Origin of the sequence: Salmonella sp. SJTUF14076 (assembly GCF_015534835.1) — a bacterium.
Lineage (GTDB): Bacteria > Pseudomonadota > Gammaproteobacteria > Enterobacterales > Enterobacteriaceae > Salmonella > Salmonella enterica.
Genome location: NZ_CP064674.1, coordinates 1,542,133 through 1,560,667 on the forward strand (window position 1 = coordinate 1,542,133; position 18,535 = coordinate 1,560,667).

General features: G+C 53.8%; 20 protein-coding genes. 14 read left to right on the forward strand and 6 right to left on the reverse strand.

From position 1 onward, the window contains the following. Positions 1–75: 75 nt before the first annotated feature. The 3 genes from HU143_RS07405 to hisP are packed head-to-tail and all read left to right on the forward strand — an operon-like array spanning position 76 to position 2,253. Positions 76–762: a histidine ABC transporter permease HisQ gene (locus tag HU143_RS07405; protein ID WP_000965498.1), complete on the forward strand. Its 687-nt coding sequence runs from the start codon at positions 76–78 to the stop codon at positions 760–762. Continuing rightward, positions 759–1,466 (forward strand): histidine ABC transporter permease HisM, encoded by a 708-nt coding sequence (hisM, locus tag HU143_RS07410; RefSeq protein ID WP_000569771.1) that lies wholly within the window; start codon positions 759–761, stop codon positions 1,464–1,466. The genes HU143_RS07405 and hisM overlap by 4 nt, the downstream gene beginning before the upstream one ends. 13 nt (positions 1,467–1,479) lie before the next feature. Next, a complete protein-coding gene (gene hisP / locus HU143_RS07415; protein WP_001293591.1) occupies positions 1,480–2,253 on the forward strand; it encodes a histidine ABC transporter ATP-binding protein HisP in 774 nt (257 codons plus the stop codon). A 51-nt stretch (positions 2,254–2,304) separates the two neighbouring features. Here hisP and HU143_RS07420 read toward each other — a convergent pair whose 3' ends face one another. Both HU143_RS07420 and yfcG read right to left on the reverse strand, forming a co-directional pair. Beyond that, a complete protein-coding gene (locus HU143_RS07420; RefSeq protein ID WP_023226610.1) occupies positions 2,305–3,198 on the reverse strand; it encodes a TIGR01777 family oxidoreductase in 894 nt (297 codons plus the stop codon). A 125-nt stretch (positions 3,199–3,323) separates the two neighbouring features. Further along, positions 3,324–3,971, reverse strand: coding sequence for a GSH-dependent disulfide bond oxidoreductase (gene yfcG / locus HU143_RS07425; RefSeq protein WP_023226611.1), 648 nt, complete (start codon positions 3,969–3,971; stop codon positions 3,324–3,326). Between the two features lie 142 nt (positions 3,972–4,113). Here yfcG and yfcF point away from each other — a divergent pair, with 142 nt between their 5' ends. From yfcF to yfcD, 3 genes are read left to right on the forward strand one after another with little or no spacing between them, the layout of a single operon-like run. Beyond that, on the forward strand, positions 4,114–4,758 hold the full coding sequence (yfcF, locus tag HU143_RS07430) for a glutathione transferase (RefSeq protein WP_000043013.1): 645 nt from the start codon (positions 4,114–4,116) through the stop codon (positions 4,756–4,758). 55 nt (positions 4,759–4,813) lie between these two features. Further along, a complete protein-coding gene (gene yfcE, locus HU143_RS07435; protein WP_000772458.1) occupies positions 4,814–5,365 on the forward strand; it encodes a phosphodiesterase in 552 nt (183 codons plus the stop codon). 56 nt (positions 5,366–5,421) lie between these two features. Beyond that, positions 5,422–5,976, forward strand: coding sequence for an NUDIX hydrolase YfcD (gene yfcD, locus HU143_RS07440; protein ID WP_000230215.1), 555 nt, complete (start codon positions 5,422–5,424; stop codon positions 5,974–5,976). 5 nt (positions 5,977–5,981) lie between these two features. On the opposite strand, the gene HU143_RS07445 is transcribed toward yfcD, so the two are convergent. Further along, a complete protein-coding gene (locus HU143_RS07445; protein ID WP_000026949.1) occupies positions 5,982–7,001 on the reverse strand; it encodes a LacI family DNA-binding transcriptional regulator in 1,020 nt (339 codons plus the stop codon). Between the two features lie 252 nt (positions 7,002–7,253). On the opposite strand from HU143_RS07445, the gene HU143_RS07450 reads away from it, so the two are divergent. From HU143_RS07450 to HU143_RS07470, 5 genes are all read left to right on the forward strand, one after another. Further along, positions 7,254–7,697, forward strand: coding sequence for a PTS sugar transporter subunit IIA (locus HU143_RS07450; protein ID WP_023226613.1), 444 nt, complete (start codon positions 7,254–7,256; stop codon positions 7,695–7,697). Between the two features lie 80 nt (positions 7,698–7,777). Continuing rightward, positions 7,778–8,050, forward strand: coding sequence for a PTS sugar transporter subunit IIB (locus HU143_RS07455; RefSeq protein WP_000699818.1), 273 nt, complete (start codon positions 7,778–7,780; stop codon positions 8,048–8,050). Between the two features lie 20 nt (positions 8,051–8,070). After that, positions 8,071–9,462, forward strand: a complete 1,392-nt coding sequence (locus HU143_RS07460) for a PTS ascorbate transporter subunit IIC (protein WP_001522266.1) — start codon at positions 8,071–8,073, stop codon at positions 9,460–9,462. Next, the gene (locus tag HU143_RS07465) at positions 9,459–10,289 is read left to right on the forward strand and encodes a transketolase (RefSeq protein WP_001103267.1); all 831 of its coding nucleotides are present in this window, start codon (positions 9,459–9,461) and stop codon (positions 10,287–10,289) included. The genes HU143_RS07460 and HU143_RS07465 overlap by 4 nt, the downstream gene beginning before the upstream one ends. After that, positions 10,282–11,235, forward strand: a complete 954-nt coding sequence (locus HU143_RS07470) for a transketolase family protein (RefSeq protein ID WP_051129167.1) — start codon at positions 10,282–10,284, stop codon at positions 11,233–11,235. The genes HU143_RS07465 and HU143_RS07470 overlap by 8 nt, the downstream gene beginning before the upstream one ends. A gap of 48 nt (positions 11,236–11,283) precedes the next feature. Here HU143_RS07470 and yfcC read toward each other — a convergent pair whose 3' ends face one another. The 3 genes from yfcC to ackA all read right to left on the reverse strand — a co-directional run bounded on the left by yfcC (position 11,284) and on the right by ackA (position 16,445). After that, positions 11,284–12,804: a putative basic amino acid antiporter YfcC gene (yfcC, locus tag HU143_RS07475; RefSeq protein WP_000117932.1), complete on the reverse strand. Its 1,521-nt coding sequence runs from the start codon at positions 12,802–12,804 to the stop codon at positions 11,284–11,286. Positions 12,805–13,021: 217 nt separating this feature from the next. Continuing rightward, on the reverse strand, positions 13,022–15,166 hold the full coding sequence (gene pta, locus HU143_RS07480; protein WP_000086690.1) for a phosphate acetyltransferase: 2,145 nt from the start codon (positions 15,164–15,166) through the stop codon (positions 13,022–13,024). Between the two features lie 76 nt (positions 15,167–15,242). Continuing rightward, on the reverse strand, positions 15,243–16,445 hold the full coding sequence (gene ackA / locus HU143_RS07485) for an acetate kinase (RefSeq protein WP_000095689.1): 1,203 nt from the start codon (positions 16,443–16,445) through the stop codon (positions 15,243–15,245). Positions 16,446–16,784: 339 nt separating this feature from the next. On the opposite strand from ackA, the gene yfbV reads away from it, so the two are divergent. The 3 genes from yfbV to HU143_RS07500 all read left to right on the forward strand — a co-directional run bounded on the left by yfbV (position 16,785) and on the right by HU143_RS07500 (position 18,487). Next, entirely contained in the window at positions 16,785–17,240 is a 456-nt protein-coding gene (gene yfbV, locus HU143_RS07490; protein ID WP_000106617.1) for a terminus macrodomain insulation protein YfbV, read from the forward strand. A gap of 82 nt (positions 17,241–17,322) precedes the next feature. Further along, the gene (locus HU143_RS07495; RefSeq protein ID WP_000426135.1) at positions 17,323–17,817 is read left to right on the forward strand and encodes a YfbU family protein; all 495 of its coding nucleotides are present in this window, start codon (positions 17,323–17,325) and stop codon (positions 17,815–17,817) included. Beyond that, the gene (locus HU143_RS07500) at positions 17,810–18,487 is read left to right on the forward strand and encodes a sugar phosphatase (RefSeq protein WP_001555201.1); all 678 of its coding nucleotides are present in this window, start codon (positions 17,810–17,812) and stop codon (positions 18,485–18,487) included. Before HU143_RS07495 ends, HU143_RS07500 begins: the two co-directional genes overlap by 8 nt. Positions 18,488–18,535 lie beyond the last annotated feature (48 nt).

The window sequence follows — 18,535 nt, forward strand, 5'->3', positions numbered from 1 at the left end:
CCGCCATCCGGCGTGATGTGAGGCAAAAATGCAAAAGAGGCTTCTTACTTCACCACACACAACAGGACAGGCTGCATGTTGTACGGGTTTTCAGGCGTAATTTTACAGGGCGCGATCGTCACGCTGGAACTGGCGCTCAGTTCCGTGGTGCTGGCCGTGCTTATCGGTCTCGTCGGCGCGGGGGCGAAGCTTTCGCAAAACCGGGTAACGGGGCTTATTTTTGAAGGGTACACCACCCTGATTCGCGGGGTGCCGGATCTGGTCTTAATGCTGCTGATATTTTACGGATTGCAAATCGCGCTTAACGTGGTGACCGATTCGCTGGGTATCGACCAGATAGATATTGATCCGATGGTGGCCGGTATTATCACCCTTGGTTTCATCTACGGCGCCTATTTTACCGAAACCTTTCGCGGCGCGTTTATGGCGGTACCGAAAGGCCATATCGAAGCGGCGACGGCCTTTGGTTTTACCCACGGGCAAACCTTCCGGCGGATTATGTTCCCGGCGATGATGCGTTACGCCCTGCCGGGGATCGGCAATAACTGGCAGGTGATACTCAAAGCGACGGCGCTGGTGTCGCTACTGGGCCTGGAAGATGTCGTCAAAGCCACGCAACTTGCCGGTAAAAGCACCTGGGAGCCTTTCTATTTTGCCGTGGTCTGTGGACTTATCTACCTGGTATTTACCACCGTTTCCAATGGTGTGCTGCTCTTACTTGAGCGTCGCTATTCCGTGGGCGTGAAGAGGGCCGATTTGTGATTGAGATCATTCAGGAGTACTGGAAATCCCTGCTGTGGACGGATGGCTATCGTTTTACCGGCGTGGCGATTACGCTGTGGTTGTTAATTTCATCAGTGGTGATGGGCGGTCTTCTGGCGGTGATTCTGGCGGTGGGTCGCGTTTCCAGTAATAAATTCATCCGTTTTCCCATCTGGCTGTTTACGTATATTTTTCGCGGCACGCCGCTGTACGTACAGCTACTGGTGTTCTATTCGGGGATGTATACGCTGGAGATAGTCAAAGGCACCGATCTTCTTAACGCGTTTTTCCGCAGCGGACTGAACTGTACCGTACTGGCGCTGACGCTGAATACCTGCGCGTATACCACGGAGATTTTCGCCGGGGCGATTCGCTCGGTGCCGCACGGTGAAATTGAAGCGGCACGGGCCTATGGCTTCTCGTCATTTAAAATGTATCGCTGCATTATTTTGCCGTCGGCATTACGCATCGCCTTGCCTGCCTACAGCAACGAAGTGATTTTAATGCTGCACTCTACGGCGCTGGCGTTTACCGCGACGGTGCCGGATTTGTTGAAAATCGCCCGCGATATTAACTCAGCGACTTACCAGCCGTTTACCGCGTTTGGCATTGCCGCCGTGTTGTATTTACTCATTTCGTATGTCCTGATAAGCCTGTTCCGTCGGGCGGAAAGACGCTGGTTGCAGCACGTGTCCTCTAAATAATTCGAGTAACATGATGTCAGAAAATAAATTACACGTTATCGATTTGCACAAACGCTACGGCGGTCATGAAGTGCTGAAAGGGGTATCGCTGCAGGCCCGCGCCGGAGATGTGATTAGCATCATCGGCTCGTCCGGCTCCGGTAAAAGCACTTTTTTGCGCTGTATTAACTTCCTCGAAAAACCGAGCGAAGGCGCGATTATCGTGAACGGTCAGAACATTAATCTGGTGCGCGACAAAGACGGGCAGCTCAAAGTGGCGGATAAAAATCAGCTACGCTTGTTGCGTACCCGCCTGACGATGGTGTTTCAGCACTTTAACCTCTGGAGCCACATGACGGTGCTGGAAAATGTGATGGAAGCGCCGATTCAGGTACTGGGATTAAGCAAGCACGACGCGCGCGAGCGGGCGTTGAAATATCTGGCGAAGGTGGGGATTGATGAGCGCGCTCAGGGCAAATATCCCGTCCATCTCTCCGGTGGCCAACAGCAGCGCGTTTCTATTGCGCGCGCGCTGGCGATGGAACCTGACGTTTTACTGTTCGATGAACCCACATCGGCGCTCGATCCTGAACTGGTCGGCGAAGTGTTGCGCATCATGCAACAACTGGCGGAAGAAGGCAAAACGATGGTGGTGGTCACGCATGAAATGGGCTTCGCCCGCCATGTCTCTTCGCACGTTATTTTTCTGCATCAGGGGAAAATTGAAGAAGAGGGCGATCCGGAGCAGGTGTTCGGTAATCCGCAAAGCCCGCGTTTACAGCAATTCCTGAAAGGCTCGCTGAAATAAAAGAAGCCCGGCGGCGCATCGCTTACCGGGCAGGATACGGCGCTTTGGGAACTAGCGAATCACATCCGCCAGCGCCTCTTCTAAATCATACCAGCGAAATGCGAATCCGGCGGCTTCAAGCCGTTTTGGCAGCGCCCGCTGTCCGCCCAGCACCAGCACTGACGACTCGCCCATCAATAAGCGAATTGCCGTCGCCGGAATGCGAATAATCGCCGGACGACGCAGCACGCGACCCAGCGCATGAGCAAAATGCTCATTATGGACGGGATACGGCGAGACCATATTGAAGGGACCGCGAAGATCGTTATTCAGCAGCCACAGGATGCCGTTGACCATATCGTCGATGTGAATCCAGGCCAGATATTGCCGACCATTACCCACCGGACCGCCGAGTCCGAGGCGAAACGGCGGAACCATTTTCCCCAGAATCCCGCCTTGCGGTGCCAGGACAACGCCGGTACGCAGCAGGCAGACGCGGGTCTGGTCGCTCTGCGCACGACAGGCAATCTGTTCCCAGCGGGCGCAAAGTTTATGCGTAAATTCGTTGTGCGGCGGCTCATCTTCAGTGACGACAACGTCGCCCAGATCGCCGTAATAGCCCGTGGCGGAGCCGGATATCAACACCGAGGGCGGTGTAGCGCTGGCATGAATTAAATCCACCAACTTTTGCGTGATAGCCCAGCGGCTTTGGCACAACCGTTCTTTTTGTTGCGACGTCCAGCGCTTGTCGGCAATCGGTTCGCCCGCCAGATTGATGATGGCATCAATCTCATTGAGGTGCTCACGTTCCGCCAGCCCTTTCCATAATGTCACTCTGGAATCGAGAATCTGACGCGCGTTATCGGGATTGCGCGTAACAACCGTCACCTGATGCCCCAGTGTTAACAGCCGGGGAATGAGATGACGCCCTATCAGGCCCGTACCGCCGGTAATCAGAATCTGCATATGACCTCCAGAGTAGGGAGGATTTCCTCTTCCCTAATGTCAGGTTTTTAATACGAATAAGGGTGCCGGACGCAGGTTTTTTCCGTGTATACACCTCTACATCATACATGATGTATGCTACCTCGTTACGCTTTCGTACTGTTACAGTGCAGTTGCGCTTGTAACAGTGCGCGCGCTGTCGCAGGACGCGTGCGAATGCGTTCAAACCAGTTATACACCGCCGGGTAGCTATCAAGATCGATTCGCTGACGCTGATGTGCGTTAACCCACGGCCAACTGGCGATATCCGCAATACTGTAGTGGTCGCCGCCCAGCCACGGGGAGGCTTCAAGGCGTTTATTCAGGACGTTGTATAAGCGTTGCGTTTCAACCTGATAGCGTTCAATCGCATAGGGGATGGCCTGCGGCGCAAAATGGTTAAAGTGATGATTCTGGCCCAGCATCGGCCCTAACCCGCCGACCTGCCAGAACAGCCATTGCAGCGTGGTATGGCGTTCACGCAGCTCCCCGCTAAGCAGTTTGCCGCTTTTTTCCGCCAGGTAGAGAAGAATTTCGCCGGATTCAAAAAGACTAAGCGGTTGACCGCCGTCTGCCGGGGCGTGATCGACGATGGCAGGAATTTTATTATTGGGAGAGATAGCCAAAAAATCAGGGCGAAACTGATTGCCCTTGCTGATATCTACTTTTAGCAAACGATACGCCAGCTCCGCCTCTTCCAGAAACAGCGTTATTTTATGCCCGTTGGGCGTGGGGGCGTAGTAAAGGTCAATCATTTTGGCTCCTGCATGTGCGTAAAGAGTCTGGGCTGAATTAAGTATAGAAAGCCTCCTGATGTGTGTGAGTTTTCATCAGGTGACAGCAGGCGAAAGACGCTATATTTTGGGAAGAAACCTAATACGCCCTCAAGAGGACATTATGAGTAAGCCTGTTATTGTGCTGTGGTCGGATGCGAACTTTTTCTCTCCCTACGTCTTGTCCGCCTGGGTGGCATTACAAGAAAAAGGGCTTTCCTTTACTCTGAAAACCCGCGATCTGGACCAGGGAGAACATCTGCAACCTGGCTGGCGAGGATATGCGCTGACGCAGCGCGTACCGGTGCTTGAGGCCGACAATTTTGAGCTGAGCGAGTCGTCCGCTATTGCGGAATACCTGGAGGAGCGTTTCGCGCCGCCGCAGTGGGAGCGTATCTACCCGCACGATTTACAAAAACGCGCCCGCGCGCGACAGATTCAGGCGTGGCTACGCAGCGATTTACTGCCGCTTCGCGAAGAACGGCCTACCGACGTGGTGTTTGCCGGGGCGAAAAAAGCGCCGCTAAGCGAGGCTGGAAAAGCCAGTGCGGCAAAACTGTTTGCGACGGCTGAAGCGCTATTGGGGCAGGGGACGCAAAATTTATTTGGTGAATGGTGCATTGCCGATACCGATCTGGCATTGATGATCAATCGTCTGGTGCTGCATGGCGATGACGTGCCGGCGTCGCTGGCGGCGTATGCGACATTTCAGTGGCAGCGTGCTTCCGTACAGCGTTTTATTGCGCTTTCCTCGAAGCGTTCAGGCTGAAAATCTATTCATATTCCAGTATCATAACGCCGTTTTTCACAATGAGGAGTGAGCGATGAAACTGATGTTCGCATCGGACATTCATGGTTCTTTACCCGCCACGGAACGCGTGCTTGAGCGGTTCGCGCAAAGCGGCGCGCGTTGGCTGGTGATATTAGGCGATGTCCTTAACCACGGGCCGCGCAATGCGCTGCCTGAAGGCTATGCGCCCGCCCAGGTTGCCGAACGCCTGAACGCGGTGGCGACGCAAATCATTGCCGTGCGCGGCAACTGCGATAGCGAAGTGGATCAGATGCTGCTGCATTTCCCGATAACTGCGCCGTGGCAGCAAATATTGACGCAAGAGAGGCGGCTATTTTTAACGCATGGGCACCTCTTCGGGCCGACGAATCTGCCCGCTCTGCATACTGGCGATGTGTTGGTCTATGGTCATACGCATCTGCCGGTGGCGCAACAGCAGGAAGGGCTGTATCACTTTAATCCTGGGTCAGTGAGCATCCCGAAAGGCGGGTATGCGGCAAGCTACGGTATTCTGGATGATAATGTGTTGAGCGTAATCGCACTCAATGATCAAAGTATCATTGCGCAGGTTGCAATTAACTCGTAATTTACCTCACAAACGTAAATGCGCCGTAAGAGCGCCAGAAATAAGAAGGTTTCCTGATGGTGGAACAGCGTCGTTTGGCAAGTACGGAATGGGTGGATATTGTGAATGAAGACAATGAAGTCATTGCACAGTCCAGCCGGGAACAGATGCGTGCGCAACGCTTACGGCATCGTGCGACGTATATCGTCGTTCATGATGGTATGGGTAAAATTCTGGTGCAGCGTCGTACCGAAACAAAAGATTTTTTGCCCGGTATGTTAGATGCTACCGCAGGCGGCGTGGTCCAGGCTGATGAGCAGCTACTGGAATCTGCCCGCCGCGAAGCGGAAGAAGAGTTGGGTATTGCAGGCGTGCCGTTTGCCGAACACGGTCTGTTTTACTTTGAGGACCAACATTGCCGGGTTTGGGGCGCGCTGTTTAGCTGCGTTTCCCACGGGCCTTTCGCGCTTCAGGAAGATGAAGTCAGCGAAGTGTGTTGGCTGACTCCGGAGGAGATCACCGCGCGCTGTGATGAATTTACGCCGGACTCGCTCAAAGCGCTGGCGCTGTGGATGACCCGCAACGCCAAAAACGAAGCCGCGCTTCAGGAGAAACCGGAAGAGACGGAATAAGCGTTTTAGCAGCTTTCCCGCATACATAAACTGGAGGCGATAGATTTTCGATCGCTCCAGTTTCCCTGATTTAACCTCTCCAAGAGCGCCCGTCCGGCTTCACTGCCAATCTTACGGTGCGGTACGGCCATGGTGGTTAACGGCGGCTGGCAGACCCGGCTGACATCGCTATCGCCAAACCCGACCACCGCTAAATCGTCCGGAACTTTGATCCGCCGTCGTTGGCACTCGTATAACGCGCCGCAGGCCAGCTCATCCGATACGCATACCAGCGCGTCCAGCTCCGGCCACGCCAGTAAAAACTCAGGCAGTTGCGACGCGCCGGTAGAAAAATTGGGCGGCAAGGCGGCATTAATCACCCGGTTTGGCGACATATGGTGGCGAAGCATCGCTTTGTACCAGCCGTGCAGATGTTGCTGAAAAATCCACTGCTCCTGATTGGCGCATAGTAGCCCGATATTCTGATAACCGCGCTGAATCAGCATTTCCGTCAGCTCATACATTGCCGCAACGTTATCAATACCGATATTCATATCAATAGGATCGCTGCGAATCGCGCCCATCTCCATCACCGGGATAGAGGCATTTTTTAGCCACTGGCGCACGGTAGTGCTATGTTCGACGCTAAGCAGAATCGCCGCGGCAATGTTGGAGGCCAGCAGCGTTTCGAGCAGCTTCTCCTCTTGTTCCACGCGATGCTGCGATTCCGCCAGCATTATCTGGTAGCCTGCGGGCTGTAAAATTTGTTGCAGCCCGGCGAACATTTCAGAACACCCCGCTTCCGCAAGGTTCGGTACGACCATCGCGATGGTGTGCGAGGAGGCAGACGCCAGCGCGCTGGCGGCGAGATTAGGCATATAGCCCAGCTCATGCACTGCCGCTTCGATTTTTTCCCGGAGTTTATCAGAGACCTGTTCCGGCGTGCGTAAGGCTCGTGATACGGTCATCGTGCCTACACCGGCAAGTTGGGCTACATCGGCGATAGTCACTTTACCGGTACTGCGCCGTTTACGGGGTATCGACATACAAATTCCTGCGTCATTACAACATGTTGAGATGCTTTTTTATTGTCGTTCTTTGCTTCGCATGACTGGCAGTATACGCCTTAAATCCGCTTTTTTGCTGTGATTTCACACCATGATTTTAATTTGATAGCGCTATCACAATTCTGAGTAATAGTCGCTGGTAGCGCTATCTTTGTGATAACGATCGCAGCTAATATCGGATGGCTTGAATAAAGTTTGTTCATAATTTCATACACCATGGGGGCGAATAACATGCTGGGAACCTGGTTATCTGACGCAACCATCACGCTACGGGAGAGCGTGGAAACGTGGCCGCAGGCGCTGGAAATTTGCGGCAAACCCCTGCTGGACGCAGGTGTTATCGCACCGGAATACATTACGGCGATTGTTCAGCAGCATCAAAAGCTTGGGCCGTATTATGTATTAGCGCCAGGGTTAGCGATGCCGCATGCGAGGCCGGAAGAGGGGGCGAAAGGGTTAGGTTTATCGTTACTGAAACTACAGCGCGGCGTTTCATTTGGCGCAGACGAATTTGATCCGGTTGACATCATTATTATGCTGGCGGCGCCTGATAAGCACAGTCATATCGAAATGATATCGGCGCTGGCGGAATTATTTTCCAGTGATGTAGATATGGAACAATTACATCAGGCAAAAAACCTGGAGGACATTAAAACGATTATTGACCGTTTCTGATTTTATTCCATTTTCTTGCGGTAAATAACATTACGCCCGTGCGTGATGCAGACCAACTCTACTTTTAAAAGGTGACAATAATGAAAATCATGGCAATTTGCGGTTCCGGCCTGGGTAGTAGTTTTATGGTAGAAATGAACATTAAAAAAGTATTAAAGAAACTCAATATTGACGCCGAGGTGGAACACTCCGATCTCTCATCGGCCACGCCCGGGGCTGCCGATCTTTTTGTAATGGCCAAAGATATCGCGGCCAGCGCCAGCGTACCGGAAAGCCAACTGGTGGTGATCAATAACATCATCGACATCAACGAACTGGAAACGCAGCTGCGCGCATGGTTCGCTAAACAATAATTATTGCTGGCGAGGTGGATATGTTTATCCTTGAAACGCTGAATTTTGTTGTTGATATTTTAAAAGTGCCCTCGGTGCTTGTAGGGTTAATTGCGCTGATTGGTCTGGTGGCGCAGAAAAAAGCGTTTTCCGATGTGGTAAAAGGCACGATTAAAACCATTTTAGGTTTTATTGTGCTTGGCGGCGGCGCAACCGTACTGGTGGGTTCATTAAATCCGCTAGGGGGTATGTTTGAACACGCTTTTAATATTCAGGGCATTATTCCTAATAATGAAGCGATAGTTTCAATCGCGCTGGAGAAATATGGCGCGTCCACGGCGTTAATTATGGCATTTGGTATGGTGGCCAATATTGTCGTGGCGCGCTTTACGCGTCTTAAATATATCTTTTTGACCGGGCATCACACCTTTTACATGGCCTGTATGATTGGCGTAATCCTGACCGTGGCGGGGTTTGAGGGCGTAGGGCTGGTCTTCACCGGATCGCTGATCCTGGGGCTGGTGATGGCCTTCTTCCCGGCGTTGGCCCAACGTTATATGAGGCGGATTACCGGTACCGATGACATTGCGTTTGGTCACTTCGGTACCCTGGGATATGTGCTTTCCGGCTGGATTGGCAGCCTGTGTGGTAAAGGCTCCCGCTCCACGGAAGAGATGAACCTGCCGAAAAACCTCAGTTTTTTACGCGACAGTTCTATCTCGATTTCGCTGACCATGATGATTATCTATCTGATCATGGCAGTCAGCGCAGGGCGTGAGTATGTCGAAGCGACGTTTAGCGGCGGGCAAAACTATCTGGTGTACGCCATCATCATGGCAATCACCTTCGCCGCCGGCGTATTCATCATTCTGCAAGGCGTCCGTCTGATTCTGGCGGAAATTGTTCCGGCCTTTACCGGCTTTTCAGAAAAACTGGTGCCAAACGCGCGTCCGGCGCTGGACTGCCCGGTGGTGTATCCCTATGCCCCTAACGCGGTACTGATTGGCTTCCTGTTCAGTTTTCTCGGCGGGCTGGTGGGTCTGTTCCTGCTGGGACAGATGAAGCTTGTGTTGATCCTGCCAGGCGTTGTGCCGCACTTCTTTACCGGCGCGACCGCAGGCGTCTTTGGCAATGCCACCGGCGGTCGCCGCGGGGCGATGATCGGCGCATTTGCTAATGGTCTATTAATCACTTTCCTGCCAGTGCTGTTACTGCCGGTTCTCGGCGCGATCGGCTTCGCCAATACCACGTTCTCGGATGCTGACTTTGGCGTAATCGGTATTTTGCTGGGCAACCTGGCGCGTTATCTGTCGCCGATGGCTATCACGGGGCTGGTGGTGGCGCTATTCGCGCTACTGGTGGCGTACAACGTGTTGGCCAAAAACAAAAAAGCGACTGCCGAAGTGCAGGAAAATAGCGGAGCGAAAGAATGAACGTAACCGAAATCACCCAACTGGCGCGCGATATTCGCGTCGCCACGCTCAAATCCTTAAACCATCTTGGCTTTGGTCACTATGGCGGCAGCATGTCGGTAGTGGAGACTCTGGCGGTTCTGTACGGCGCGGTGATGAAAATCGACCCTGCCGACCCGGACTGGCCGGAGCGCGATTACTTCGTGCTGTCGAAAGGCCATGCGGGCCCCGCGTTGTACAGTACCCTGGCGATTAAAGGCTATTTCCCGCGCGAAGAGCTGAATACGCTTAACCAGAACGGCACCCGTCTTCCCAGCCATCCGGATCGGCTAAAAACGCGCGGCGTGGACGCCACGACCGGCTCACTGGGACAGGGCATCTCTATTGCGGGCGGTATGGCGCTGTCGCATAAACTGGCGCGGCGACCCAATCGGGTATTTTGCATTGTCGGCGATGGGGAGCTGAATGAAGGGCAGTGCTGGGAGGCGTTTCAGTTTATTGCCCACCACCGCCTGAATAATCTGACCGTTTTCATTGACTGGAACAAACAGCAGCTTGACGGCGAGCTGGAGGAGATTATCAATCCATTCGATCTGGAAGGGAAATTCCGTGCGTTTGGTTTCGATGTCGTCACCGTCAAAGGCGATGATATCGCCGGACTACTGGCGGTGGTTCAGCCAGTGCCGCCCGCTGATGCCCGGCCACGGGTTGTGATCCTTGACAGCATTAAAGGGCAGGGGGTGCCATGCCTGGAGCAGTTAACGAATTCTCACCACTTACGCCTGACGGATGGCATGAAGCAGACGCTCAATGAGGCCATTCATCAACTGGAGGTCATGCATGATTAAGCTTGCGCCCGCAGGGCTTAAAGACGATATCGAAATGCGCAAAGTTTACGCCGGTTTTGTCGCCGGGCAGATTGAGGCCGGAAGCCCAATTATTGCGCTTGAGGCTGATTTAATGAGCTCGATGGCGATGGACAGCGTGGCGCGTGACTACCCGCAGCATGTCATTAACTGCGGTATTATGGAGGCGAATGTGATTGGCACTGCGGCGGGGCTGGCGCTGACCGGTCGTAAACCGTTTGTGCATACTTTTACCGCTTTTGCCAGCCGTCGCTGTTTTGATCAGCTCTTCATGGCGCTGGATTATCAGCGTAACAACGTCAAAGTGATCGCCTCCGATGCCGGAGTGACGGCGTGCCATAACGGCGGCACCCATATGTCTTTTGAAGATATGGGGATTGTTCGCGGGCTGGCGCACTCCGTAGTACTGGAGGTGACGGATGCGGTGATGTTCGCGGATATTTTACGCCAGCTAATGGACCTGGACGGTTTTTACTGGCTGCGTACCATCCGTAAGCAGGCGCGGAGTATCTATGCGCCAGGCTCTACCTTTACCATTGGCAAGGGCAACGTACTGCGTGAGGGCGATGATATTACGCTTATCGCCAATGGCATTATGGTGGCGGAGGCGCTGGAGGCGGCGCGCCAACTGGAGCAGGAAGGTGTGAGCGCCGCGGTCATTGATATGTTCACCTTAAAGCCTATCGATCGCATGTTGGTGAAAAACTACGCGGAAAAAACGCGGCGTATCGTCACGTGTGAAAACCACAGCATCCATAATGGACTGGGGTCAGCGGTGGCGGAAGTGCTGGTGGAAAACTGCCCGGTGCCGATGCGCCGTGTTGGCGTCAAAGAGCGTTATGGGCAGGTAGGAAGGCAGGATTTCTTACAACAAGAGTACGGACTCACCGCCGAAGCGATTGTAGAAGCCGCGAAATCACTGCTTTAATCATGGAGATATTGCCGGATGGCGCTGATGCTCATCCGGCATTTTGGATCAATGATATCCCATCATCTGCGCGCCAATGACGACCACGCTGGACATAATAAACAGTAGTCCCAGCAGCGACGCCCCCACTTTCAGCCAGTTGCGAAAATCGACCCGGCACACGCCCAGCGTGGCCATCAGCGAGGCCGATGTCGGATAGATAATATGGCTGAAGCCATCGCCAAACTGGAAGGCCAGAACAGTCACCTGACGGTTAACGCCGACCAGATCGCCGAGCGGCGCCAGTAATGGCATGGTTAACGCCGCCTGACCCGAACCGGACGTGACAAAGAAATTAAATACCGCCTGGAAGAGCAGCATAAACCAGGCGGCGATAGCATTATTAAGCCCGCTGATGCCATGCGCGATACTGTTAAGCAGCGTATTGAGCACGCTGGGTTCCCCAGCTTCGCCGTTGCCGACCAGCAGCAGAATGCCTTTGGCAAAACCCACCAGCAAGGCGGGCGCGATCATCATCCTCGCCCCTTCGGTGAATGAGGACGCCATCACGTTGACCGTCATACCGTTGAGGCGGAAGATAACGCCGATGAGGCCGATCACCACGCCCATGGTGAAAAACTGGCTGGCGATCTCCGGAATAAACCAGGCGTGGACAATCACGCCCCAGACGACCCAAATCATTACGCCGGTCAGAACCAGCAGTACCAGCCAGTCGCCGAAGGTGAAAGGGCGCTGGACGACTTCATCCTGCTGTTCGCGGAAATAGCGATCGGATTCGTGGACGCGGGAAAGCAGCGGATTCTTTTTCACGCGTGAGGCGTAGACCAGCGTAAAAACCAGCCCAATCAGCGTGGCGACAATCCAGACCACAATACGCAGCCCGGAGCCTGAAAGTACCGGCACGCCGGCAATCCCCTGGGCGACGACTACGCAGAAAGGGTTCATCCACGAACTGGCAAAGCCAATTTGGGTGGCGATATAGGTCACCAGGACGGTGGTAATGCTGTCATAGCCCAGCCTGACCATCAGCGGGGCTATGATAATTGCAAAGGCGACCGCCTCTTCGCCCATGCCAAATACGGCGCCCCCTAACGAAAAGAGGACAAATAGCACCGGAATAAACAGGACTTCGTTGCCCCGCGTGTGGCGAATAAGCGCCAGAATGCCGTTATCCACGGTGCCGGTACGCATCACGATGCCGAATGCGCCGCCAATCACCAACATAAACATAATGATGCCGACGGCAGTGCCGAACTTCGATCCGGATGTTAACCCTTCAAACGGAAAATTCATCAGCCCTGGTCTTTCATCGCCAGTAGTGAAAAATTGTACGCGATGATACTGCGCTTCCCCGGCCTCATTGGTCACAATGCGAAAAGAGTGCGGGTCGACGACCTTGCGGGTTTTTGTCTGACCATCGACCTGATACTGCACTTCCTGGCTATCAAACATCCCAACGGGGACGACCCAGGTAGCGATACTGGTTAAAATGGCGACAAAAAAGATGATGACCAGCGTATCGGGCATTGCCCATTTTCTGGCTGTTTTTGATTCTGTAACGACAGACATGACAGACTATCCCTGTTGCAAAGCAAAGAGGCTAAGTATGAGAAGAAGGGAATAGTTATTCATTGATGCAGCGCAGTTAAGCAAAAAATTCCGCTTTGCAGGGTAAATAGCAGAATGCCGGATGGCGATGCTAACGCGTCTTATCCGGCCTACAACGGTATTTCACCTGTAGGCCGGACAAGGCGTTCACGCCGCCATCCGGCATTAGCTTTTACTGTTACTGCTGCTGTTGAGAAGCCTGGATTGCCGTCAGGGCGATGGTGTAGACGATATCGTCAACCAGCGCGCCACGGGACAGGTCGTTCACCGGCTTGCGCATACCCTGCAGCATCGGCCCGATGGAGATCAGGTCGGCAGAGCGCTGTACCGCTTTGTAGGTGGTGTTACCGGTGTTCAGATCCGGGAAAATGAACACGGTAGCGCGACCCGCAACCGGCGAGTTCGGCGCTTTGGATTTCGCTACGTCAGCCATGACCGCGGCGTCGTACTGCAACGGACCGTCGATCATCAGGTCAGGACGTTTTTCCTGCGCCAGACGCGTCGCTTCACGTACTTTCTCTACGTCGCTGCCCGCGCCAGAGGTGCCGGTGGAGTAGGAGAGCATTGCCACACGCGGTTCGATGCCGAAGGCAATGGCGGAATCCGCAGACTGAATCGCGATTTCTGCCAGCTGCTCTGCAGTCGGGTCTGGGTTGATTGCGCAGTCGCCGTAAACGTAAACCTGTTCCGGCAGTAGCATAAAGAATACAGAAGAGACCAGGGAGCTACCCGGCGCCGTTTTAATAAGCTGCAGCGGCGGACGGATGGTGTTGGCGGTGGTATGAACCGCGCCGGAAACCAGGCCGTCGACTTCGTCTTGCTCCAGCATCAGCGTGCCGAGCACCACGTTGTCTTCCAGCTGTTCGCGGGCAACCGGTTCGGTCATGCCTTTGCTCTTACGCAGCTCAACCAGGCGAGCGACATAGCTTTCACGCACCACTTCCGGATCGACGATTTCAATGCCTGCGCCCAGCTCAACGCCCTGAGATGCCGCGACGCGGTTGATTTCATCCGGGTTGCCCAGCAGTACGCAAGTGGCGATGCCGCGTTCAGCGCAGATTGCCGCCGCTTTGACGGTACGCGGTTCGTCGCCTTCCGGCAGCACTACGCGTTTACCGGCTTTACGCGCCAGCTCAGTCAGTTGGTAGCGGAACGCCGGCGGAGAGAGACGACGGCTACGCTCGGAAGTGGCGGTCAGCGACTCGATCCAGTCAGCGTTAACGTAGTTCGCGACGTATTCCTGAACTTTCTCGATGCGCTCATGGTCATCAACCGGGACTTCCAGATTGAAGCTTTGCAGGCTCAGCGAAGTCTGCCAGGTGTTGGTGTTCACCATAAAGACCGGCAGACCGGTGGCGAATGCGCGTTCGCACAGTTTAGAAATGCGCGCGTCCATTTCATAGCCGCCGGTCAGCAGCAGGGCGCCGATTTCTACGCCGTTCATCGCGGCCAGGCAAGCTGCGACCAGTACGTCCGGACGGTCAGCGGAGGTCACTAACAACGATCCTGCGCGGAAATGTTCCAGCATATGCGGAATACTGCGCGCGCAGAACGTAACGGATTTAACGCGGCGGGTTTTGATATCGCCTTCGTTAATGATGGTGGCGTTCAGGTGACGCGCCATATCGATAGCGCGGGTCGCAATCAGATCGAAGCTCCACGGCACCGCGCCCAGAACCGGCAGCGGGCTGGATTCCTGCAGTTTAGCAGGATCGATTTTGATCACCTGCGCTTTGGAAGAGTCGTCAAAGATCTCCGACAGATCCGGGCGAGTACGGCCTTGTTCATCAACCGGCGCATTCAGTTTGTTGATGATAACGCCGGTGATGTTGGTGTTTTTCGCGCCGCCGAAGCTGCTGCGCGTCAGTTCGATACGCTCGTTCAGCTGTTCTGGCGTGTCGGTACCCTGAGACATGACAAAAACGATTTCCGCATTCAGCGTTTTCGCGATTTCATAGTTCAGAGACTGAGCGAACTGATGTTTACGGGTCGGAACCAGACCTTCAACCAGCACCACTTCCGCGTCTTTGGTATTCGCATGGTAGTTTGCGATGATCTCTTCCATCAGCACGTCTTTCTGGTTGCTGGAGAGCAGAGATTCAACGTGACTCATCTTCAGCGGTTCAGCAGCCGGCAGGGTAGAGTTCGCGCGAACGATAGTGGTGGTCTGGTCAGGCGCATCGCCGCCAGCGCGAGGCTGGGCGATAGGCTTAAAGACGCTCAGACGAACGCCTTTGCGTTCCATAGCACGGATGACGCCGAGGCTGACGCTGGTCAGACCGACGCTGGTTCCGGTAGGGATCAGCATAATAATACGGGACACGGTTTATCCTCTTTCGTTACCGTCTTTTGGGGACGGGTTACAAAACAGCACCGCCAGCGAGGCTGGCGGTGTGAAATCAGGCAGTCAGACGGCTCGCGTCCTGCGCGATAACCAGTTCTTCGTTGGTTGGGATCACCACCGCCGGACGGGTACCTTCTTTGTTGATGAAACCAGATTTGCCGAAGCGGGCCGCCAGGTTACGTTCGTGGTCGACTTCAAAGCCCAGTACGCCCAGTTTGCCCAGAGACAGCTCGCGAACCATCGCGGCGTTTTCACCGATACCGCCGGTGAACACGACTGCATCCAGACGACCGTCCATCAGAGCGGTGTAAGAACCGATGTATTTCGCCAGGCGGTGGCAGTAAACGTCCATCGCACGTTTTGCGTCTTCTTTGGTGGCGTAGTTGTCTTCAACATAACGGCAGTCGCTGGTCACTTCAGTCAGACCCAGCAGACCGGACTCTTTGGTCAGCATTTTGTTGATCTGATCCACGCTCATGCCCAGAGTGTCGTGCAGGTGGAAGATAATCGCAGGGTCGATATCGCCGGAACGGGTACCCATGACCAAGCCTTCCAGCGGGGTCAGACCCATAGAGGTATCCACGCATTTACCGTTACGAATAGCGGAAACAGAACCGCCGTTGCCCAGGTGGCAGGTGATAATGTTCAGTTCCTCTACCGGCTTGTTCAGCATTTTTGCCGCTTCCTGAGTTACATAGAAGTGGCTGGTGCCGTGTGCGCCATAGCGACGAACGCCGTGTTCTTTATACAGGCTGTACGGCAGGGCATACAGGTAAGATTCTTCCGGCATGGTCTGATGGAAGGCGGTGTCGAACACGGCAACGTTTTTATCTTTCAGCTGCGGGAAAGATTTCAGCGCTTCGGCGATACCAATCAGGTGAGCCGGGTTATGCAGCGGTGCGAAAGAGGCGGAATCTTTGATGCCCTGAATGACGGACTCATCAATGACTACGGAGCTGGTATACTTCTCGCCGCCGTGTACGATACGGTGACCAATTGCAGTTAACTGCGCAGACAGTTCTGGTTTTTGTGCCAGAATAGTGTTAACGATAAAGTTCAGCGCTTCACTGTGAGCGGCGCCTGCACCTAAAGCCGCTTCTTGTTTACTGCCGTCCATTTTCCATTTGATGCGTGCTTCTGGCAGATGGAAACATTCGGCTAAACCAGAAAGGTATTCATCACCATTAACTGCATCAATAATTGCAAATTTCAGTGAAGAACTACCGCAGTTCAGAACCAGTACTAACTTACTCGACATGGAAGTACCTATTTATGATACGTGGCTAAAAAAACGTCAGTGAGCCATAGAGCGTAGCGCATGATAGCCCTGACATTTATGATTAACATCATGCGCAGGAGTTTTTTTGGGCATGATGGAAGAAATACCTTTGAGTCTATGCCATTTTGCGTATTTTTCAGCCAATGGCATACTATGTGTAATATTGACGACTCAATGATTTTAAACTACCGGCCTTTGACAGGCCGACACAGGATACCTGATAGTGGGTATCGAAGACAAAATGTTTTGAACGTTGTCCCTCGCAGTTGTTGTTTTGCACAAATTTTTTAAATTTTATATGTGAAGTTGAGGTAGGCCATGTCGACACCGGATAATCGCTCCGTAAATTTTTTTAGCTTATTTCGCCGGGGGCAGCACTACGCGAAGACGTGGCCGATGGAAAAGCGGCTGGCGCCCGTTTTCGTCGAAAACCGCGTCATTCGTATGACGCGCTATGCCATACGATTTATGCCGCCTGTCGCCGTCTTTACATTATGCTGGCAGATAGCGCTGGGCGGTCAGTTAGGCCCGGCCGTGGCGACCGCTCTGTTCGCCCTGAGCTTGCCCATGCAGGGATTATGGTGGTTAGGGAAACGTTCTGTGACGCCATTGCCGCCTTCAATCCTCAACTGGTTTTACGAAGTTCGCGGTAAATTGCAGGAGGCTGGACAAGCGCTGGCGCCGGTAGAAGGAAAGCCGGATTACCAGGCATTAGCTGACACGCTTAAGCGCGCCTTCAAACAACTGGATAAAACTTTCCTGGATGATTTGTAATTGACCCCGGATTACGCATATAAAAGAAGGCATACCAATGCCTTCTTTTTTTCATCGCCATAGCGTGATACAGGAGTTCAAAATGGAAATGACCAACGCGCAACGTCTGATTTTGTCTAACCAGTACAAAATGATGACGATGCTCGATCCCACCAACGCCGAGCGTTACCGTCGCTTACAAACAATTATTGAACGCGGCTACGGCCTGCAGATGCGCGAGCTGGATCGCGAGTTTGGCGAGCTGACGGAAGAGACCTGTCGTACCATCATCGATATTATGGAGATGTACCATGCGCTGCACGTCTCCTGGACCAACCTCAAAGATACGCAAGCCATCGACGAACGTCGCGTCACCTTCCTGGGGTTTGACGCCGCGACGGAAGCGCGTTACCTCGGCTATGTCCGTTTTATGGTGAATATAGAAGGACGCTACACTCACTTTGACGCCGGGACACACGGCTTTAATGCCCAGACGCCGATGTGGGAAAAATACCAGCGGATGTTGAATGTCTGGCATGCCTGCCCGCGTCAGTACCACCTGAGCGCGAATGAAATCAATCAAATCATTAATGCCTGAGGAGGCTCGCGTGCAGTGTAAAGGTTTTCTGTTTGATCTGGATGGAACGTTGGTTGACTCATTACCTGCCGTTGAACGCGCGTGGTGTAGCTGGGCCGATCGTTTTAACCTTGCTCATGATGAGGTGCTGGGCTTTATTCATGGCAAACAGGCGATCACCTCGTTGCGGCATTTTATGGCGGGTAAATCGGAGGCGGAAATTGCCGCTGAGTTTACGCGCCTGGAGCAAATAGAAGCCACTGAAACCGCAGGGATCACCGCGCTGCCGGGGGCAGTCGATTTACTCAATCACCTGAATAAAGCGGGCATTCCGTGGGCTATCGTCACCTCCGGTTCAATGCCGGTCGCGCGTGCGCGCCATCAGGTCGCGGGCCTTCCAGCGCCAGAGGTGTTTGTCACCGCCGAACGAGTCAAACGCGGCAAACCGGAGCCGGATGCGTATTTGCTGGGCGCACAACTGCTTGGCCTGGCCCCTCAGGAGTGCGTCGTAGTAGAAGATGCCCCGGCTGGCGTGCTGTCCGGACTGGCTGCGGGCTGCCACGTCATTGCGGTCAATGCGCCGGCCGACACGCCGCGTCTGGCGGATGTTGATTTTGCGTTGGATAGCCTGACGCAATTATCGGTCGCTAAACAACCAAACGGCGATGTGGTGGTGTTAAGAAAGACCTGATCATGATATCGCCCCGCTTTGGCGGGGCATATTTATGGCAGAATCGCG